Raw genomic sequence first — 19,308 nt, forward strand, 5'->3', positions numbered from 1 at the left:
GTAGTCACAACGTCAGCAATGCGGACTTAAGCCAGCGGATTGCGCACAAGTATATCGATCGCGAACACTCCCAGTAGCGCACCGGACGCCCAGCGGTGCGCGCGCATGGCATTCGGGCGGGCCGTAAGGAAGCGACTGACTCGCGCGGCAGCCAGGACGATCAGGCCGTTCAATGTAAGTGCGATGGATATCTGCACCAGCCCCAACTGTATGTACTGTTGCAGGGTCGAACCTTTCGAGGGATCAATGAACTGGGGGATCAGCGCGGAATACATCAGCGCTATCTTCGGGTTGAGCAAGTTAGTTACCAGCCCCATGGTGAAAAGCTTTCGAGGTGAGTGCGGGGGAAGTTCGCGCGGCTGGAAGGGTGACGCGCCCCTGAACATATTCCAGGCTAAATAGCCGAGGTAGAATGCCCCCCCGATTCGGACCACGTAATAGGCCATCGGGAAGGCCTTGAACAATGCTGCCAGACCCAGTCCTGAAGCAACCAGGTAACAGCCGAATCCCAATGCGACCCCTGCCAGCGAGATCATGCCTGCCAGACGTCCTTGTGAAATCGCTCTGGACGTCAGGTAGACCATGATCGGCCCCGGCGTCATGACCATGCCCAGCGCGATGATCGCCACACCAATCAGATTCTCTACTGGCATCTCAATATGTACCTTTTCTCGTGATCAAGTCTTTTATCGGAGGGTAGAGTCGTGCCCGCCCAGGTCTCCACATGATCGAGTTGCCGAGATTTCAATGACCCGGTCTGACTGTCCCTGAATCATCGTCTGTGCTGGATTTTAAGGTTTGGAGACAGGCAATTTTTCGTCAGTAACTGAGTCGATCCAGTGGGAGAGTCAACAGATCAAACGCTCAAACGACTGGAAAGGACTGTTTGGATGACACGACTCTGAACGAAGAATCGGATCTGAGTGGCAGGAATCGCAGAATGGTTCCCAAGCCAAGGCATGCTGACTCAAGAAAGAGGTCCGGAGCGCAGCATCGGGGATCAAATGCGTGCTTGGAATGTTGGGATCATCGATCACCTGCTTTCTACCAGAGCATCGGTTATCCTCAAGTCTTATAAGACGCGAGAATCACGCCTCCGTTATTGGCTTGGCCCGCACAGCGCGGGCCAGTAGTTTCATCTGAAACGCCTGCACATGAAATATGTCGATTGCAGGAGGGTACGTTTTATCTGAGAGTGTTACAGGTGGCGATTATTCAATCATGAAGCGACCAGATGTTTTATGAAGTGAGTCGAGTTGTCATTTAAGATCACGGCGCCAAGCAGTGTTTCAGAAGTTCGGCTCGCACAGGTCTCGTCGAACTCAAGCGGGATCCCTTCATTGGCGAACAGGTCTTTCAATGCCTCTGCAGTGCTGACTGAGAAATCACCCTCTGTATTCCCCCCGTGCATGGCTACGCGCAGTGTCAGCCCCTGCTCTTTAGTCGTTCGCAGATAATCGCGCACAGAGGCTAAAACTTCTCTTGGCACAAGGTCTTTGCGACGAAAAGGGAGCAGATGGAATACGCGGACTTTCGCGCCCGGCATACGTTCACCCGTACCGGCATCCACTTTTTCCGCCGCACACGCGACAGCAATACACGCACTCATGTTGTCTGCGATAACAGGCATATTTACCTGGCTCGTGCCAGCACTGTATAAATGCCGAGTCCCTTCATCATTGGGCACAGAGCAGTTGAATCCAGCCACTTTGACAGTCGTGGTCCTGTCGATCTGGAAACTGTAATCCAAACCTGCTCTAGAGTGATACACCATGGACCCATGGGAGTATAGATTGACTACGGTCCTTTATTAAATTACCGCGATGCCGTCTTTCGGCTTGATACGCCGCTAAAGAAACCATGCTAAGCGTATAATCTCCACCGCACCGTGCAAGTTGAAAATGAGAAAACGTGGCCGGACGTTCGTCAACCTCGCCTGATGCGCTGTAGCTCGCAGATTCCGTTTGATGACTGGATACAGGCCTGGCGTTTGGAGAGCTTGCAGCCATTTCCCAGTGATCACTGTCATTGTAGCTGTAGCTGCTACCAGAATGTTTTGAAACACATAGCCCCATAACGGTTCTCTCTTTAATGCAGGGTTATCCAAGGTCACAGCGACATAGCCGAAAAGGTAGTGTGGTCGTTGCCACGCCTTATGTGGCTGATACATAGGGTGCGCTGGTTTATTTTCTTTTTGTGATGTGATGCCTGGATTTCGATTACGACAATGCTCAGGGCAAGCGAGCAGCACATGTTGAGTGTTATGTTCGATCACAGGTGTTGAACAATTTGACACTCGTTTGCATGTGGCCTAAAAAAAGAAAACCACTGAGTGGCTAAAACTCTCCAGCGGTTCCATATCCCCAAATCACGATAACTCGAGGCGGGGAACAACGGGGCCTCGTGTGGCTGGGTTGCTCTAGCGAAGCGGCAGCCGTTGCAGGGGGACGCAATTTCGCTGTTGAAAGCGGCCAAGTTGTGTTGAGCAAGCCCAGTTGAAGTCGGGCTTGGCCCTTCGAGTTTTGATCCTGACCTTTGCGGCCATTGTTGACTATAGACACTGCCCTGACATCTCCGGCTCAGGCGGTGGCGACGATCACCGAACAACTTTTGCCCAATGAGCAGCACCAGCTAAAAGCTCGAAAATCACAGTGTGCGATTAGCAGGCGCTTACAGAACTGACTCTTCGCAGGTTCGCTATCCGGAGGAAAAAGGGCGGCAGCAATCATGAACCCACGACCAACAGGCAATCATCAGGTCAGGATCAATTGATGGACGCCTGGTTGGGCCCTTCAATGTCAAACGAGCAAAGCAGTCGCTTTTGTCCGCTCGACATCATGCTGCAAATCTTCCGCTGGCCGAGGACCTGATTTTGCCGCAGGCCAGGCAGGAGATTTACTTTTCAACAACATTGGCCAAAAACGGCCGCTTAATATAGCGCCTGCCATGACGGCTCTCGCAGACACTATCAATGCTACTTTACGCCACACCACTTTCAGGGAATCTTATATCCAGACTTCGTGACGATTTAATCATGGCAGCACACTCGTCACTGATGACGGGTCTACTAAAGAAATACCCCTGCATTTGATCGCAGCCATACGTCACAAGCAGCTCTAACTGGTCGACTGTTTCGACGCCTTCTGCAATGACCTTAAGGCCCAATTCGTGCGCCAGTACTATTACAGCTCTGGTGATGGCGGCGTCCTCATGATTGCTTGTTATATCCTTTATGAACACCCTGTCGATTTTGAGGGCGTCAAGAGGGAAGCGCCTCAAGTAGGCCAGACTGGAATAGCCCGTTCCAAAATCATCGACCGACAGGCTTATGCCATACGACTTTATATCTTTAAGTATTTCAACCGCCGACTCGGGGTCGATCATGAGCATCGATTCGGTAAGTTCGAACTCTAAAAGAGCGGGGTTGACGCCGTATTCTTCAACAATGTGCTTGACCGTCTCTGCCAGGCCTTTTACCTGAAGCTGCCTGACTGAAAGATTGATGGCGATCGGGACCAGCCTGATAGTGTTCTCTTCCCAGCTTTTTATAGTTTCACAGACTTTGCGGATAACCCACAGGCCGACAGGAATTATCAGCCCAGTGTCCTCAAGAATTGGGATAAAGTCAGCCGGAGAAACCATGCCTTGCTCCGGGTGATTCCACCGCAATAAAGCCTCCAAACCACTTATCCTGCCATCGGTGAGGCTGACCTTCGGCTGAAAATGTAAAATAAATTCGTCGCGATCAAGTGCGCCCCGCAGTAGCGTTTCAGTCTGCAAGCGCTTGATTAAACTTTCGTTCATTCTGGCGTTGTAAAACTTGAAATTATTACGGCCGCTTTTTTTCGCATGGTACATGGCGGTGTCTGCATTCTTTAAGATGACACCCGTATCACGCCCATCGAACGGATAATTAGCGATACCGACACTCGCGGAAACAAATATATCCTGGCCGCCAAGATCAAACGGTTTTGCTAACGCATCAATAACGTGGGTCGCAAGCAATTTTATGAGGCTCTCGGAATAGACACGGTGTGTGACGACGATCGAAAATTCGTCGCCTCCCAGCCGTGCAACCACACTGTTCCCATCAATGCAGTCTTTCAAGCGCCGGCCCGCCTGGATAAGCAATTGATCGCCTACTGAATGCCCCATGGTGTCATTCACGGCTTTGAACCTGTCCAAATCTATAAATATGACGCTTACTGCATCTGGCGCTGACGTTTTTCGACTAATTAACTCGCGCAGATAATTGTTGAGAAACCAGCGATTAGGCAGATGGGTGAGCGAATCATTTTCGGCCAGGTAGGTTAGCTTTTTCTTTGCGTCATACCTTTCAAGCGCGGCAGCCAATAGGTTGGCCAGTGTTTGAATGTAGCTAACGTCTTCACGTGTGAATAAGTAGTCAGCGCTGGCATACACGCCAAGCACGCCTTTGAATACCTCCCGGCAAGAGATATCAACCTCCAGGCTACTTCTAATATTGTACATTTCCACTGTGCTATCAGGAAGCAGTGCGTAGCTGTTATCAGGCGCATCAGAGTGAATGACGAACCCGGCAAAAGAAGCAGTGCCTTTCAAGAAATCATCATGATAACTGTCGCGGGTTTCAACGTGGGTAAAGCCGACCTCCGCTTTGAGGATAACCGCGTGGCTCACTCGATCAACAACTAATAAAGCGGCCTTGCTCAATGTTAATCCTTGCGCCGCCGTCAGTGCTGCCCGTTCTCCTAGCGTACTGACGTTTTCTTCTGTCAATGCCTGCTGGCCAAACAAGGCGATAAGGTTTTGCCTTCTGGCGTTATCCAGAATTGCGACCTCAAACTCTTTTCGGTCTGTAATATCGATGTCGATGCAAATATATTTTTCAACGCCACCCATGTCATCGAGAATAGGGATGATAGTGCGTCGATGCCATGCATCCTTACCGGTACGACCTGAAAGCCTGACCTCGCCGTTCCACACCTCATTTTCCGGTGTCCATCGCCACGGCTCAGTGGCTGAAGACATACCGGTCCAGACTTCATCGATCGTCAACTCTAAAAGCTCGGCTCGCGAATGCTGTGAGCTTGTTACGAATCGTTCGTTAACGTAAGTGATACGTCCGGAGGCCGAAACTTCGCAAACGATTGAAACCTCATCCAGGGCATTTTTATGCTGCACCAGCGTATTCATCAACGATTCGATACGCAGGCCAAAGTGATTGCGCATGCTCGCGGCAGTACGGTTTACTGCTTTTATAGCCTCCTGTATTTCCATGGGAGCATCAGCGACCAACATGGCTTCTGCTGCCACTGCGCCTGAAGCGATTTCTGCCTCATAAGAGTGAAGCTTGCCCAAGTGGGCAAGCGAACGTTTAATCATGAACCCCATCAAAATCAAACTTATCAGTAAAAAGAATACCGCAAATAGTGTGGCCTGGATCACCAGGCTATAAAGTTCTGCAGCAATTTTTTCGGCGTTAAAAGACAAGCGCATAACGCCATAATCCTTCCCGCCAATAGTGATGGGGCGATTGACATCGAATAATCTTGCAGCGACCTCGGACTCTATCCACGCAGGGGCTCTCCCAACGGGCGCGCTGGCTGCCTCAAGACGAATGACGCCCCCCGACAGGTCAATAAACATGGCCGATTTGAACGGCGAGCGAGCCAGGGTTTTTTCGAGGGTTCTTTTGATGGTATCGTAATCGCCGATGACGACACTTTCCTCTACCGCTTGCGCGGCAACCTCTATCAGCATGTTAGCGGTGTCTTGTATCTCTTCAATGTGCTGAAGCAACTGGTTTTTATAAAACAGAACCAGACCTGTCGTCAGAAAAGTCAGTATCAGAATAGACAGCATCGCCAGTATTCGCGATGTCAGTGATTTGGGCAGCAGGCTTTTAAGGAAACTCATTAACAGCCTCTCCAGCTAAAGGTGGGATTAGTTACTTACGGCTTGCTGGCAAGCTATTATAAAAGTCCCGATAGGAAGCATAATCCGCTTCTGTCGCAGGAATGAAAGTAATCGGTACCGGGGCATGAACCAACTCGGTCGCCTCACGAAGGATTTTGCTGCCGTCAGCATCATGTTGCATATTAAAAAAAGCGTTGGCTACCGCATCACGTTCTTTTTTAGACACTCGAGGGGATGCCATGAGGGCCAAATCATTGAACGAGGCCGAACTCCACAGCACGCGGAACGACTTTCCTTCTCTCTCAGTGTAACCGCTTACAAGCTGTGAGTTGGCCCCCATCGCTTGAGCCTTGCCACTAAGGATTTGGCTAAAAGCACCATCCATGTTTCCGGCAAACACAGTAGACGTGTTGATTCCTTTCTTTACCAATTCCGAGCTTGTGACTTTATAAGCAATGAACGCTTCGGGTCCTGGGTAAACGACTTCTTTGCCCTCTAGTTCCGAAAGGCTATGAATGGGCGAGTCGACAGGTACCACGATCTGCCCTTCGAGGGCAGGCGCGTCACGGCGACCAAACACTGTCCAGCCCATTTTATCGCGTTCCGGGCTAAAAAGATGGTTGGTAAATGCGAAATCAACTTCTTGCGCGAGCACATAGCTTGTTGTGTCAGAGGATGTTCGTCCTAATTTCAGCGTGAGATTCACCCCGCTTTTTTCGGACACATACTTTATGATTGGGTTCCAGAAACTGGCTGACAGATTAAGATTGTACTGATTGACAGGCGAAAAATTGTAGACTTTAAGCTCTTCAGAAACCGCCACATTCGCCAGGGCAAAAGACAGTGTAATAAGTATAGCTTTGCAGCGCAGGCGTAACGTCACGTGTCAACTCCGACTGTATAATAACTTTCTTGCCCGACGGTGATTAGAGTGAACTTAATCTCAGCAATATAATATAATCGGCCGAGCCCCATGAATCTTAAGTGCAGCTTGCATGAATAAATATTAATCGACCCTCCAGCACACCTGCCTGCCCGCGCCAGAGCGGCGTTGGTGTCCACCTCAAATTTGCAGTGGGCACTACGTGTGGCCTTCACAAGGGCTTTTCATGCAGTCACAACACCGTTCCTGTTCCTGTTCCTGGTCGCTCAAGCCCAAGTCATTCAAGAGTGCGAACAGCCCGGAACCTCTATTGCCCGCATCGCGCTTAACCACAGCCTCAACGCGAACCTCGACCTTGGATTCGGCTGAAAACGCAAAACAGCAAGGCGCGCCACTTCATCACGAACACGTAGCTTGGTGAGATCGAAGGATGACCCGTCGTGATACGGCCGAGGTCGGCCAATACGTCCAAACGCTTAACTCTGTGCAAGGACTTTCAAACTTCAAGAAGCCGCTGTGCGAAGCCACCTGGCGAGTTTGATCTTGAGATCCCTACCGCTAACAGGCAGCTATCCCTGCTCAGACACGACCCGCTCTGACTCTCCCCGCAACCCCACCCTCATATCCGCCCCACTGGGCTGCTGATACAAACTCAACCCGAACTCCGGCATCACCGTAATCAGATAATCGAAAATATCCCCCTGTATCCGCTCGTAATCGACCCACACGGTAGTGCGGGTGAAGCAGTAGATTTCCAGCGGGATGCCCTGTGAAGTGGGTTCCAGTTGGCGGACCATGCAAGTCATGGCGGGGTTGATCTCGGCGTGGCTTTTCAGATAAGCCAGGGCGTAGGCGCGGAAGGTGCCGATGTTGGTCATGCGCCTGCGGTTGGCGGACATTTGTGCGACGTTGCCTTGCGCCTGGTTCCAGGCCAGCAGTTCGGCCTGTTTGCGGCCGATGTAGTCGGTGAGCAGGTGGATTTGCATGAGTTGCTGTTCTTCATCGTCACGCACGAAGCGCACGCCGCTGGCGTCGATGAACAGGCTGCGTTTGATGCGACGTCCGCCTGATTGCTGCATGCCGCGCCAGTTGCGGAACGACTCTGACATCAGGCGCCAGGTCGGGATGGAGACGATGGTTTTGTCGAAATTCTGCACTTTGACGGTATGCAGGGTGATGTCCACCACGTCGCCATCCGCGCCGACTTGCGGCATCTCGATCCAGTCACCGACGCGCAGCATGTCGTTGCTGGTCAACTGTACGCTGGCAACGAACGACAGCAGGGTGTCTTTGTAGACCAACAGGATGACCGCCGACATGGCGCCAAGGCCGGACAGCAGCAACAGCGGCGAACGGTCGATCAGCGTGGCGACGATGATGATTGCAGCGAAGACGTAGAGGATCATCTTCGACAGCTGCACGTAGCCCTTGATGGAGCGGGTGCGAGCATGTTCGGTGCGGGCGTAGATGTCCAGCAGGGCGTTGAGCAAGGCTCCGATGGCCAGTGTCATGAACAGGATGGTGAAGGCCATGGCGATATTGCCGATCACGTTCCTGCCTGCAGTGCTCAAACCGGGCACCAGCGTGAGGCCGAATTGTATGACCAGTGACGGCACCATCTGCGCGAGTCGGTGGAAGACCTTGTTATGACGGAAGTCGTTGACCCAGTGCAATGAAGGCTGACGGCCCAGCATCCTCACGGTATACAGCACCAGAAACCGCGCCACACGGCCAAGCACCAGTGCAGCTGTCAACAGGAGAATCAGGGCCAGCCCGGTGCGCACCCATGGATGCTGATCAAGCATGTCCCAGAGTTCCTGGGTCTTGAGCCAAAGCGCGTGAATATCCATTGAGACGGAGTTCTCCTGCGGGAAGAGGGGGCGCGATTAAAACATTAACGGTGTCCTGTCGGGCGAAGACTGGCAAAATCAGTGCGCGCGCAGGGTGGCGCAGCATAACGTCCGGGCATGACACGGAATATGACGACTTTTATAAGCCCCCAATTATTCATCGCAGGAGTGGCAGCGTGCAGGTTTTAATCATTCAAGATTCCATGTTGTGGTCTCGGGCACGTTCGTGGATTGCAGGGGCAGGGCTGATGCTGGCAACACTGACCAGTGTTGCCGCTGTGCCGACTACTTATGGCGAGATGGATACCAAGGCGTTCGAGAAATCGCCCAGGGACACCTACACCCTGCAGGACTTTTCCGATAAATACCGTGCCACGCTGGAGATTTCCGCCAAAGACGATGTGTTTCGTCCCGGCGTGATCAATGTCTATGACAAGGCCAGCGGTGCTTCGCTGATCCGCGTGCAGTCCGATGAACTGGTGCTCGGCACCGATCCGAAAACCGGCAAGGTCAAAACCAATGTGCGTGAACTGCCCTACGGAGAGCAGAGCGTACTGATCTATCAGGATTTCAACTTTGACGGCATCAAGGACCTGGCATTGATGGACGGCCAGAACAGCTGCTACCACGGCGCCTCGTTTCAGGTATTCCTCGGCACGGCTGATGGTTTTCGCCACAGTGATTCGTTTACCAAACTGGCGCAGAACAACTGCGGCATGTTCAACGTGGATGAAAAGAACCACAAGATCGACACGATGACCAAGGATGGATGTTGCTGGCACCAGACTTCTACGTACAGCATTCGTAACGGAGAACCGGTTCTGGAGACGCAGACGGTGATTGACCACACCGGCGGCTCAGGGCTGCCGACTGAAACCGTAAGCCGTAATCAGAATGGAAAGATGATGCACACCACCAGCATCGTCTGGGAGGAGGACGAACAGCGAGAAATTCTCTGGTCGTTCAGGCTCGCGCCGTCCGGCAAGCGAGTCGTTCTCTTTCGTTCAGGGCCCGCGAGCCCGGTCTTCTATGCCGCTGTAGACAGCAAGAATCAGGTGGGCCTGTTGTACCCGCAGGCCGACGGCGAGCAACTTAAGTACGACGACGCCAGTCACGTGTTGAGCTTCGCGCGCGGCGACACCGTTTACCGGATAGTGGCCGATGCAACGGGTGCGGCAAAAGGCATGCAAGTGGTGGCGCGAGGCAAAACCACGGAACTGAAATTGCTTCCAGGGCCTGCCGAAGGCTCGCTGAAAAAAGTCGCAGAGGCCCTAAAAGCCGCACAGTAGCAATCAATGCGCTAACCGCGATACCTGACTGCCTCGACAAACGCACTGAATGCCGGCGACGCCTGTCGCCGGTTCGGGTAGTACAGGTGAAAGCCTTCGAAGTAGGGGCTCCAGTCAACCAGCACCTCTTTGAGGCGGCCGCTGGCGATATGCGGTTGTGCCAGGGAATCTGGCACATAGGCAAGCCCTACGCCGTCCAGGGCAGCATTGAGGACGTGGATCATGCTGTTGGACGTGAACTGCCCATTGACCCGAATGTTCAATTTGCGACTGTCTTTTTCAAACTCCCAGGCGTAGCAACTTCCATTCGGTGAGTGGCGGATGTTGATGCAGGTGTGTTGAGTCAGGTCCTGCGGCTGCAAGGGTACGGGATGTCGCTCGAAGTATGCGGGTGACCCGACTACCGACAGTCGCCAGTCTGGGCCGAGGCGTACGGCGATCATGTCCTTGCTGATGGATTCCCCCAGGCGAATGCCCGCATCGAAACGTTCGCTGACAATGTTGGTGAAGCCGTAGTCGATGCAGATTTCGATCTGGATATCCGGGTACTGCGCGAGAAACCCCGCAAGCATGGGCCGAATGATGCCTTCTGCAGCGTCATCGGAGCAGGTGATGCGGATTGTGCCAGCGGGCTTGTCACGCAGTTCGCCCAATACTTCGACCTCTGCTGCGATCTGATCCAGCAGCGGCCCTATCGAGCGCATCAGTTGTTCGCCTGCTTCGGTCGGGGCTACGTTGCGTGTGGTTCTCGCCAGCAGGCGCAAACCCATACGCTCTTCGAGCGCCCTCAGGGTGTGGCTCAACGCAGAGGGTGTCACGCCCAGTTTTGTGGCGGCCTTGGTAAAGCTTTGCTCCCGGGCAACCAGCAGAAAGGCTTGCAGGTCATTGAGTTTGGGTGTGCTCATTGCTGAATATCTCTCACAAGCGCGTGGAAATTACGGCGTCTAATAATGCTAATCCCTTTGCCCTAACCTGTGCCGACTATTTTGATAACCGCCAGGTCAGCGACGCATGCAAGCATTTGATTCAACTCTGAAGCAGCCCGCCACGACCACTCATCCGCCTGCTTGGGGCGCCGTGTTTTCGATGGCGTTGTGTGTGGTGGTGCTGATCGCATCGGAGTTCATGCCGGTGAGCCTGCTGACTCCGATCGCTCAGGATCTGGGCGTCAGCAAGGGCCAGGCCGGACAGGCGATTTCGATTTCTGGCTTCTTCGCAGTACTGATCAGCCTGCTCCATACACCGCTGACCGGCCATCTTGATCGCAAGAAGGTCCTGCTTGGCTTCAGCCTGCTGTTGCTGGGCTCTGCGGTAATCGTCACGTTGGCGTCCAATGGCTGGATGTTCATAGCGGGCCGTGCATTGCTGGGCGTGGCCATTGGCGGCTTCTGGTCGATGTCGACAGCCACCGTGATGAGGCTGGTGCCAAAAAAGTCCGCCGCCAGAGGCCTGGCGCTGATCAACGGTGGTAACGCGCTGGCTGCCACGGTGGCTGCGCCGTTGGGTAGCTTCATGGGGCAGTACATCGGCTGGCGTGGCGCGTTCTTTCTGGTCATTCCGCTGGCGGCTCTGGCATTTGCCTGGCAGTTGCTAAGCCTTCCGGCCATGAGCAGCTCGCCGAACGGCAGGGCGCGCAATCCTTTTCGACTGCTGCGCAACCCGCAAGTGGCTATCGGCATGAGCGCCATTCTGTTGCTGTTCATGGGCCAGTTCGCCGTCTTCACCTATTTGCGCCGGTTTCTGGAAGACGTCACCGGCGTAAGCGTCACCACGTTGTCGCTGATGCTGCTGTTGCTGGGTGCCAGCGGGCTGGTCAGCACCTACCTGATTGGCGGTCTGCTGCAAAAACGCATCTATGCCTGCCTGATTGCCATTCCTCTGCTTGATCAGGCTGCTTTCGGCGGGCGGTTATTGACCAATCCGTAAACAAAATCGACCTTTGGTGGTAAAGAAACTCGGCCCCGGCGCTCGAAACCGTTAGGCTATGCAGCTGTATTTTTGTTTTTCGTCGAGGTAGCACCCGTGTTTTCCGAATTCGCCCTGCACGAACGCCTGCTTAAAGCTGTGGCCGAGCTTAAATTTGTCGAGCCTACGCCTGTGCAGGCGGCCGCCATTCCGCTCGCACTGCAAGGGCGCGACCTGCGGGTGACTGCGCAAACCGGCAGTGGCAAGACTGCGGCCTTTGTGTTGCCGATCCTCAACCGCCTGATCGGCCCGGCCAAAGTACGCGTCGACATTCGCGCAGTGATCCTGCTGCCGACCCGTGAGCTGGCGCAACAGACGCTCAAGGAAGTCGAGCGTTTTTCCCAGTTCACCTTCGTCAAGGCAGGTCTGATCACCGGTGGCGAGGACTTCAAGGTTCAGGCGGCGATGTTGCGCAAGGTGCCGGACATCCTGATCGGCACGCCGGGTCGTCTGCTGGAGCAGCTCAACGCAGGCAACCTCGACCTCAAGCACGTTGAAGTGCTGGTGCTGGACGAAGCCGACCGCATGCTGGACATGGGCTTTTCCGAGGACGTCGAACGTCTGGCGGGCGAATGCGCGGGTCGCGAGCAGACCATGCTGTTCTCGGCGACCACTGGCGGTGCCGGCCTGCGGGAAATGATCGGCAAGGTGCTCAAGGACCCACAGCACCTGCAAGTGAACAGTGTCAGCGAACTGGCTTCCGGCACACGCCACCAGATCATCACCGCTGACCACAACGTTCACAAAGAGCAGGTTCTGAACTGGTTGCTGGCCAACGAGACCTATCAGAAAGCCATTATCTTCACCAATACCAAGGCAATGGCCGACCGTCTGTATGGCCGTCTGGTTGCGCTGGAATACAAGGCGTTCGTGCTGCATGGCGACAAGGATCAGAAGGATCGCAAGGCCGCTATCGACCGCCTGAAGCAGGGCGGTGCGAAGATCATGGTCGCTACCGATGTGGCGGCCCGCGGTCTTGATGTCGAAGGTCTGGACATGGTGGTCAATTTCGACATGCCACGCAGCGGTGACGATTACGTTCACCGCGTCGGCCGCACAGGTCGTGCAGGCAGCGACGGCCTGGCGATCTCGCTGATCTGTCATGGCGACTGGAACCTGATGTCGAGCGTTGAGCGCTACCTCAAGCAGAGCTTCGAGCGTCGCGTCATCAAGGAAGTCAAAGGCACCTACGGCGGGCCGAAGAAGGTCAAGGCGTCGGGCAAGGCGGTAGGCGTCAAGAAGAAAAAGACCGACGCCAAGGGCGACAAGAAAAAGGTAGCGGCCAAAGGCCCTACCAAGCGCAAGACTGTCAACCGTCCCAAGTCGGATCTTGTCAGTCAGGACGGCATGGCCCCTCTGAAAAAACGCAGTACGCCGGCCCCGGCTGCCGAGTGATTGCTCTGATCGCTCCCGCGCATAGGCGGGAGCGATCCACTTCTGCATCGTCTGCCCTCATGTGTACCACCCTTCGCCACGCCGTCCGGCAGCTTCTCTGAACCGCTACATACCCCCGCAGGTCACACACTCTGAGTCGCATGCCTGTGACTGGATGTCATGGGTGATCATTCCATGCTGGACGGAGGTTTAGAGAGATGACTTACAACTGGGACCTTATCGAGCGTTTGTTGCATGAGGTGCAGAACGCGGGCGCCAAATCGACATCCACCGAATTTGAGACGCTTCTGAATCGTAGCTTTATCGAACCGCTGCCTCGCGAGGAAGGCGGGGATGGCTCGACCTACATGCTGACAAAGCGCGGCTCGAGCCTGTTGTCTTTGATCGACAGCAGCATTCCGGGTAATGATCACCCGCGTCAGGTGCTGAATGAGCAGGCGGGCGATCCGCTTGATCCGGCGATCTTCGATATGATCGCTAAAAAGCCGCAGATCGCCTAAACCCGCCGACACTCAACATGTTTATCCAGGGCAGGACACAGAGCGTCCGGAACTGCATGCCCACGCGGAGCGTGGGCAAGGTAACCGGGGGGCGGATCACTTCTGCGACTTCAGGCAATCGAGTTCAGTGAAGTCCTTGCGCATGTCGGCTATCCGGCTTAGCAAGCGGGTGCGTTGTTCCGGGGTGCTCATCGCCGTGATGTCTACAATCAGCGATATCGCGGCTTTCTCGGTCTGGTCGTAGGCCTTGCGATACTCGGGCGTCCAGAAGGTCTCGCGGTCCTGCAGCAGCGCGGCGATGCGCTGCGGGAAATCGCTGGCCTGGCGCTGCTGAACAGTAGCCAGGAACAGGTTCTGCCAGCGCGTGCGGTTGTCGATCCAGGCTTTGTTCTGTTCGCCAAGCGAAGCGGACCAAGCCTGAATACGGTCTTTCTGCTCCTGGCTCAGTTTGCCGATCCATGGCGTCAGACGTTTTTGCATGCGGTCGGCGCGTTCGGCAATCTGCCGGTCCAGAGGTTGGTCGAGGTATTTGTTTTCGCGCTTGCGCTGGTCCTTGGCAAACGACTCCTGCATCTCCTGCACCTGCTTGTCGTCAAAGCGTGAGAGCAATTCCACCGCGGACGGGGTGATCTCCTGAGAGATTTTAGAAATCGCTTCCTTGGCCTCGCGGGTGCGGGCTTCAAGCCCCTCGTAGGTCACCTGATCGTTCCTGACCATGCCTTCAAGCTTGTCCAGCCAGGCCAGATAACTCGGTAACTGGGTGCTGCAATGCCAGCTCAGGTGTTCCTTGAGGCGAATATCCAGCCAGCCTTTCTGTTCCGAGTTCATGTCCAGATAGTCGCTGAGCGTCCAGGGAATGATCACGTCGAGATTGCGATACGCCAAACCTACCTGATTGCATCCGGCAAGCAGTGATACGGTCATCAACAGCGAAATGAGGGCTTTGAAGAAAGACGGCATGACAACTCCTTGGCGTACTGACGTGCAGTAGAGGAGTGTAGCGGCTGGCAGTTCAACCGGGTTCAGCCATTAAAAGAACGAACGCACAGCCTTGAGGGTAAATGTCCCGTCGCAGCGCGCATTATGACCGCTGTACACGCTGCAATCACCGCCGCTGAGGCTTGAGCCGCTGTAGATCAGGTTCATATCGATGCCCAGCCATGGCCGTGAAAGGTTCAGCGACCAGTCGTTGAAGCCGTTGATCATGCTGCCGTCGGTAGAGGCTTGCGGCATGTCGAATTGGTGATTGGCATACTGCATGCGCACGCCCACCCCCAGTCGCTCGATGGCGCCGAGGTCGACGAACACAGTACTGTCGCGGGTGCCCACGTCGTTGCTGAAGGCCGCACCGACTCGGCTGTTGAGCATGCGCAACCCGGCATAGAATTCGTGACTGTCGACCTGATCGGTGTCCGGGTAACTGTAGCGGATCATCCCCAGCTCATAGCCCAAGGTGTTATCGAACGGTTTTTTGAAGCCCATGTATGAATCGAGCTCCATGCCGGAGTCGGAAGCGAAGCCCACGTTGGGCGTCCACTGGCCGAAGTAAAAACCGCTTTCATGGGTCAGGTCCAGCCCGCCGTGAAACGAGTCCGAACCGCCGGTAGGTGTCACCAGGCCTTGCGCCATGCTGCGTGTGGGCGTAGTGGCCAGTTTCAGGTCGAACGCTCCCAAATCCCGCTCCATGACCTGGGCAGAGACGGACTGACAGACAAGCAATGCACTGAAGGACAGCACGTATAAGCGATGGCTGAGCATGGCTCACTCCCTTGATCGGCGAGGAGTGTGGTCAGGAATGGCGTATCGAAAGTGGCCCGTAAGCCGACACAAACCGCGAGCTAGAGCGCTGCAAGGATACCGGTGAAATACTGCCGGGACGAACCGTTCGTCAGATCGCAGGTCATCGATTGGCGGTAGCCGTGTGAGTGGGTGGAATTACCAGCCCGCGAATCACCACCAGCGCCTGTTCAAACGAGGGATAGCCGCTCTTGGCGACGTCCAGTTGGGCGTACTCGGCCCGATAATGCTCGGCGAGTTTCGGGTCGCTCACGCTGAGCTGCTGGGAGAGCAGGGCAATGGCCAGTGGATGCCGATTGTTTGCTGCGGTTTTCAGCAACTGGATAATCTGCTCCTGATCGGCCTGCTGGCGAATCAGCAGCACGGCTTGGTAGAACTCGGCTTCGCCCGATGCATCGGTAGCTCCGGCGCGGCGCAGTATCGCTTCGGCCAGCTCGTAGTTTTCGCGGTTGTCTTCGCTGATCAGCAGCTTGGCCTGAAGCATGTCGTTCTGGTACAGCAAATGCTCGGCCCGGCAATTGCCGTTGGAAGGCTGGCTGTCGTTGGGGCCGTTTTCGCAATTGTGCGATGCGCAGCCGCCAAGGTAGATAAGTGCGCCGAAAAGCATCCAGTTCTTCATTCGAGCATTCCACAAAGGAGACAACTTCCAGAGCGTGAACCAGCTCGTGGTCATAGTGATATCAGAGGAGAGAGTAGCAGCGTGACCGGAAGAATATCCAGCGAAGGATGGTCAATCTAGCGCCTTGAGCGTCAAGGCGCATAGAGATCGACAGGCAGGACGCAGTTTATTTTTTACCGAGATTGATCTGCTTGGACGGTGCGAAAGTCTGGCCACTCACGCCTTTGGCAATTTGCTGAATTTCGCCGCCGGACTTCAGGAAAGCCGCAATCTGCGCGTTGATCGAGTCGCTCGTTTCAACGGCTGGGGCGGGTTTGGCTTTCGAGTGGGATGCTTTGATACGCATGGCTGCCATTTACCTTCATAAACGTAATACGGCCAGCCAGAATACAGGAAATGCCCGGTCTTTGCGTGGCAAATATGCGGCCTGTCGAGTGACATATAAATGTTCTGCAGAGAAAGCGTCAGCCATCAGGTGTGCTAACTGGCTGTTTTGAATGGCAAGTTATAGGCTGGCCATTCTGACCTTGGCATAGCTGCCAGCCTTGGGGCGAGGCATAAACTGACGAGTGGAGGGCCCGCCTGTGCGTGCGCAGACACAGTGCGAACCCGGACACAAAGTCGGGTAGAATGCCGCCCACGTAATGAGGGTATCTGGAAATGGCTTTAATCGGGCGCTACAACAGCTTGCAAATCGTCAAGCACACGAACTTCGGTCTGTATCTGGACGGTGCGCAGGACGGCGAAATCCTTCTGCCCAATCGGTATATCCCCAAGGATATCCCCACCGAAGATGAGGACTGGCTGAATGTGTTCATCTATCTGGACAGCGAAGACAAGCTGATCGCCACCACTGAAAAGCCCAAGGTACAGGTTGGTGAGTTCGCCAGCCTCAAAGTGGTTGAAGTCAACAGCATCGGCGTGTTCCTCGATTGGGGCCTGCCCAAGGACTTGCTGCTGCCTTACTCCGAAGAAAAACGCACTTTGCAGGCTGGCGAGTATTGCGTGGTTCATGTCTACCTCGACAAGCACACCCGTCGCATCACCGCCACTGCACGTCTGGATCGTTACCTGGACAAGACCCCAGCGAACTACAGCGTGGGGCAGGAAGTCGATCTGCTGGTGGCCGAAGCGACCGACATGGGCTTCAAGGCGATCATCAACAACAAGCACTGGGGCCTGATTCACAAGAACGAAGTGTTCAAGTTCATGCGTGCCGGCAAGCAGGAAAAGGGCTTCATCAAGGAGATCCGCGCCGACGGCAATATCAGCCTGAGCCTGCAGCCTGTCGGGGCCGAGGCGGCAAGCAGTCTGAACTCGAAGATTCTCACCAAGCTGCGTGAGAACAACGGCTCGCTGCCAGTCAGCGATAAAAGCGACCCACAGGTCATCAGCGGACTGTTCGGCGTCAGCAAAGGCAATTTCAAGAAGGCCATTGGTGCGCTGTATAAACAAGGTCAGATCGTGATTCACGCCGATCGTATCGACCTGGTCTGATAAAACTTGCAGCCTGGACGCCTGAGCGCAGCCAATGCACCTCAGGCCCAGGCCGAAAGCGTTTCTATCGAAGGATCAATTTCCATCCTTGACGGGTCATAACCCTGTGCGGCCTTTTTCAGGCCCGGAACGGCATCAAGGATTCTCATGAAAAAAATGCTTACGGCTTACCTCGGCACGCTGCTGGCGTTCCTGATTCTCGACGGGCTATGGCTTGGCGTGTTCATGGGGCCTGTCTATCGGGAATGGCTTGGGCCGCTGATGCTGGCGACACCGGTGGTCGGGCCCGCCGTGGCGTTCTATCTGCTTTACGGTGTTGGCGTGGTGGTGTTCGGCGTGATGCCGGCAGTCAGGGAGCAGCGGATGAGCCGTGCCACGCTGTTCAGCGGCTTGCTGGGGCTGGTTGCCTACGGCACGTATGACCTGACCAACTGGGCGACATTACAGGGCTGGCCTGCGCAACTGGCGCTGATCGATCTGGCGTGGGGTACTGTCGTCTCCGCGCTGGCCGGTACGGCAGGCTACCTGGCGGTGCGACGCTTCGCCTGAGGACTGCGCGCAGCGATGAACGTCACTGAGGCGCGCTGTTCAGTCGCTGCTGCCGTTAAAAGCAGGTCAGTTCTGCAGAAAACCGGCAAAACCCAGATTGCTGCCCTTGGGGCGCATGTCTTTGAGAAATGAGTCCTTGTCGGCGCTCAGTTCGAGGCTGACGGTCGGTTTGCGCTTGTCGGCATTGCGCACTTCAAGACCTTCCATGTGATCGCGCATGAATACAGTGGTCACTTTGAGGTGTAGCAACTGGTCTGTTTCAGGCGTGTGCAGCAGCAGATGCAGCCATTCGTACTGGCCTACCTGCAGGCGCGGCACCGGCAGGTCGAACCACCAGATATTGCGTTTAGGGTCGAGCACAGCGAAATGGGTGTTGTTGACGCCGAGCACTGCGCCGCCCAGATCCTGGTTTCTGCGTGCAATGGCCAGCTTTTTATCGAGTTTCATAGCGTTCCTGAGAATCGGTTTGTTCAGCGTGTCGGCCTTGCCGGACAACGGTGCCGCGTATTCTCGCACAAAGTCCGGCGTGCGCTCGTTTCTACGCTCGAAATGCAGGTGTGCAGGCAAGCGGACCAGCGGCGGCGTCGGTCGCGATATTCATGAAACTCTTCGTTCTCGGTGAAGGTCAACTTCTGTGTCGATTACGACAACCTATTCCAGTGCGGTCTTCAGACCCAGGAGATTTTCGATGAGCAGTACCAGCGATAAAGTCAAAGGCATGGCCAACGAAGCCGTTGGTAACGTCAAGCAGGCTGTTGGCAAGGCCACCGATAACACGAATTTGAGGGCTGAAGGCAAGGTTCAAGAGTTGAAGGGCGAGGGCCAACAGGCCAAAGGCGAAGTGAAAGACGCGATCAAGAAAGGCGTCGACAAGGCGTAAACGGAGCGTTCCCGTCGCCTTCTGCACGGGAATGAGCGACGCCGATAACGGTCATCCACGGATGGCCGTTATGCTTTCTGCCTTGCGGGACTGAAACCTTTCAAGACCTGTCCAGTCAATGTGCCATCGGTATTTGCGTATAACCTTGTGATTACACAAGGCCTGCGATGCAGAAAATGCCGGTCT

18 protein-coding genes and 1 pseudogene are annotated in these 19,308 nt (G+C 54.9%); 8 read left to right on the forward strand and 11 right to left on the reverse strand.

All coding sequences use genetic code 11. From position 1 onward, the window contains the following. Window positions 1-26: 26 nt before the first annotated feature. The 4 genes from POR16_RS06295 to POR16_RS06310 all read right to left on the reverse strand — a co-directional run bounded on the left by POR16_RS06295 (window position 27) and on the right by POR16_RS06310 (window position 6,781). Window positions 27-653 carry a LysE family translocator gene (locus tag POR16_RS06295; protein WP_005889492.1) on the reverse strand — a complete coding sequence of 209 codons (627 nt, stop codon included), beginning with the start codon at window positions 651-653 and terminating at the stop codon, window positions 27-29. Between the two features lie 566 nt (window positions 654-1,219). After that, window positions 1,220-1,774 (reverse strand): XopAF/AvrXv3 family type III secretion system effector, encoded by a 555-nt coding sequence (gene xopAF, locus POR16_RS06300; protein ID WP_329610160.1) that lies wholly within the window; start codon window positions 1,772-1,774, stop codon window positions 1,220-1,222. A 1,205-nt stretch (window positions 1,775-2,979) separates the two neighbouring features. Beyond that, the gene (locus POR16_RS06305) at window positions 2,980-5,898 is read right to left on the reverse strand and encodes a putative bifunctional diguanylate cyclase/phosphodiesterase (RefSeq protein ID WP_005889496.1); all 2,919 of its coding nucleotides are present in this window, start codon (window positions 5,896-5,898) and stop codon (window positions 2,980-2,982) included. A 31-nt stretch (window positions 5,899-5,929) separates the two neighbouring features. Further along, window positions 5,930-6,781 (reverse strand): phosphate/phosphite/phosphonate ABC transporter substrate-binding protein, encoded by an 852-nt coding sequence (locus POR16_RS06310; RefSeq protein ID WP_005889497.1) that lies wholly within the window; start codon window positions 6,779-6,781, stop codon window positions 5,930-5,932. 171 nt (window positions 6,782-6,952) lie between these two features. Here POR16_RS06310 and POR16_RS06315 point away from each other — a divergent pair, with 171 nt between their 5' ends. Next, complete coding sequence (locus tag POR16_RS06315) at window positions 6,953-7,150, forward strand: hypothetical protein (protein ID WP_147460267.1); 198 nt, start codon at window positions 6,953-6,955, stop codon at window positions 7,148-7,150. A gap of 200 nt (window positions 7,151-7,350) precedes the next feature. On the opposite strand, the gene POR16_RS06320 is transcribed toward POR16_RS06315, so the two are convergent. After that, entirely contained in the window at window positions 7,351-8,631 is a 1,281-nt protein-coding gene (locus POR16_RS06320; RefSeq protein WP_005889500.1) for a mechanosensitive ion channel family protein, read from the reverse strand. Between the two features lie 248 nt (window positions 8,632-8,879). Here POR16_RS06320 and POR16_RS06325 point away from each other — a divergent pair, with 248 nt between their 5' ends. Then, window positions 8,880-9,920, forward strand: a complete 1,041-nt coding sequence (locus POR16_RS06325) for an XAC2610-related protein (protein ID WP_234779191.1) — start codon at window positions 8,880-8,882, stop codon at window positions 9,918-9,920. A gap of 11 nt (window positions 9,921-9,931) precedes the next feature. On the opposite strand, the gene POR16_RS06330 is transcribed toward POR16_RS06325, so the two are convergent. After that, the gene (locus tag POR16_RS06330) at window positions 9,932-10,825 is read right to left on the reverse strand and encodes a LysR family transcriptional regulator (RefSeq protein ID WP_005889504.1); all 894 of its coding nucleotides are present in this window, start codon (window positions 10,823-10,825) and stop codon (window positions 9,932-9,934) included. Between the two features lie 106 nt (window positions 10,826-10,931). Between POR16_RS06330 and POR16_RS06335 the strand changes: the two are divergent. From POR16_RS06335 to POR16_RS06350, 3 genes and pseudogenes are all read left to right on the forward strand, one after another. Continuing rightward, window positions 10,932-11,804 (forward strand): annotated as a pseudogene (locus POR16_RS06335) (MFS transporter); the annotation flags it as partial. Between the two features lie 138 nt (window positions 11,805-11,942). After that, the gene (locus tag POR16_RS06345) at window positions 11,943-13,280 is read left to right on the forward strand and encodes a DEAD/DEAH box helicase (protein WP_005889507.1); all 1,338 of its coding nucleotides are present in this window, start codon (window positions 11,943-11,945) and stop codon (window positions 13,278-13,280) included. Window positions 13,281-13,477: 197 nt separating this feature from the next. Further along, entirely contained in the window at window positions 13,478-13,780 is a 303-nt protein-coding gene (locus tag POR16_RS06350) for a hypothetical protein (RefSeq protein WP_005889509.1), read from the forward strand. 96 nt (window positions 13,781-13,876) lie between these two features. On the opposite strand, the gene POR16_RS06355 is transcribed toward POR16_RS06350, so the two are convergent. The 4 genes from POR16_RS06355 to POR16_RS06370 form a co-directional block, all read right to left on the reverse strand. Then, window positions 13,877-14,740: a DUF6279 family lipoprotein gene (locus POR16_RS06355; protein ID WP_005889511.1), complete on the reverse strand. Its 864-nt coding sequence runs from the start codon at window positions 14,738-14,740 to the stop codon at window positions 13,877-13,879. Between the two features lie 69 nt (window positions 14,741-14,809). Continuing rightward, entirely contained in the window at window positions 14,810-15,538 is a 729-nt protein-coding gene (locus POR16_RS06360) for a TorF family putative porin (RefSeq protein ID WP_005889513.1), read from the reverse strand. A 142-nt stretch (window positions 15,539-15,680) separates the two neighbouring features. Continuing rightward, the gene (locus tag POR16_RS06365) at window positions 15,681-16,196 is read right to left on the reverse strand and encodes a hypothetical protein (RefSeq protein ID WP_005889514.1); all 516 of its coding nucleotides are present in this window, start codon (window positions 16,194-16,196) and stop codon (window positions 15,681-15,683) included. 166 nt (window positions 16,197-16,362) lie between these two features. After that, window positions 16,363-16,551, reverse strand: a complete 189-nt coding sequence (locus POR16_RS06370; protein WP_002554403.1) for a hypothetical protein — start codon at window positions 16,549-16,551, stop codon at window positions 16,363-16,365. 305 nt (window positions 16,552-16,856) lie between these two features. Between POR16_RS06370 and POR16_RS06375 the strand changes: the two genes are divergently transcribed. Both POR16_RS06375 and POR16_RS06380 read left to right on the forward strand, forming a co-directional pair. After that, window positions 16,857-17,693, forward strand: coding sequence for a CvfB family protein (locus tag POR16_RS06375; protein WP_005889517.1), 837 nt, complete (start codon window positions 16,857-16,859; stop codon window positions 17,691-17,693). Between the two features lie 147 nt (window positions 17,694-17,840). Next, window positions 17,841-18,242, forward strand: coding sequence for a DUF2177 family protein (locus tag POR16_RS06380; protein WP_005889519.1), 402 nt, complete (start codon window positions 17,841-17,843; stop codon window positions 18,240-18,242). A 66-nt stretch (window positions 18,243-18,308) separates the two neighbouring features. Here the strand turns inward: POR16_RS06380 and POR16_RS06385 are convergent, their stop codons facing one another. Continuing rightward, window positions 18,309-18,689, reverse strand: a complete 381-nt coding sequence (locus POR16_RS06385; RefSeq protein WP_005889521.1) for a hypothetical protein — start codon at window positions 18,687-18,689, stop codon at window positions 18,309-18,311. A 241-nt stretch (window positions 18,690-18,930) separates the two neighbouring features. Between POR16_RS06385 and POR16_RS06390 the strand changes: the two genes are divergently transcribed. Further along, entirely contained in the window at window positions 18,931-19,122 is a 192-nt protein-coding gene (locus POR16_RS06390; protein ID WP_005889522.1) for a CsbD family protein, read from the forward strand. Window positions 19,123-19,308: the final 186 nt, after the last annotated feature.

It is taken from the genome of Pseudomonas coronafaciens pv. oryzae str. 1_6, assembly GCF_000156995.2.
Taxonomy (GTDB): Bacteria; Pseudomonadota; Gammaproteobacteria; order Pseudomonadales; family Pseudomonadaceae; genus Aquipseudomonas; species Aquipseudomonas tremae.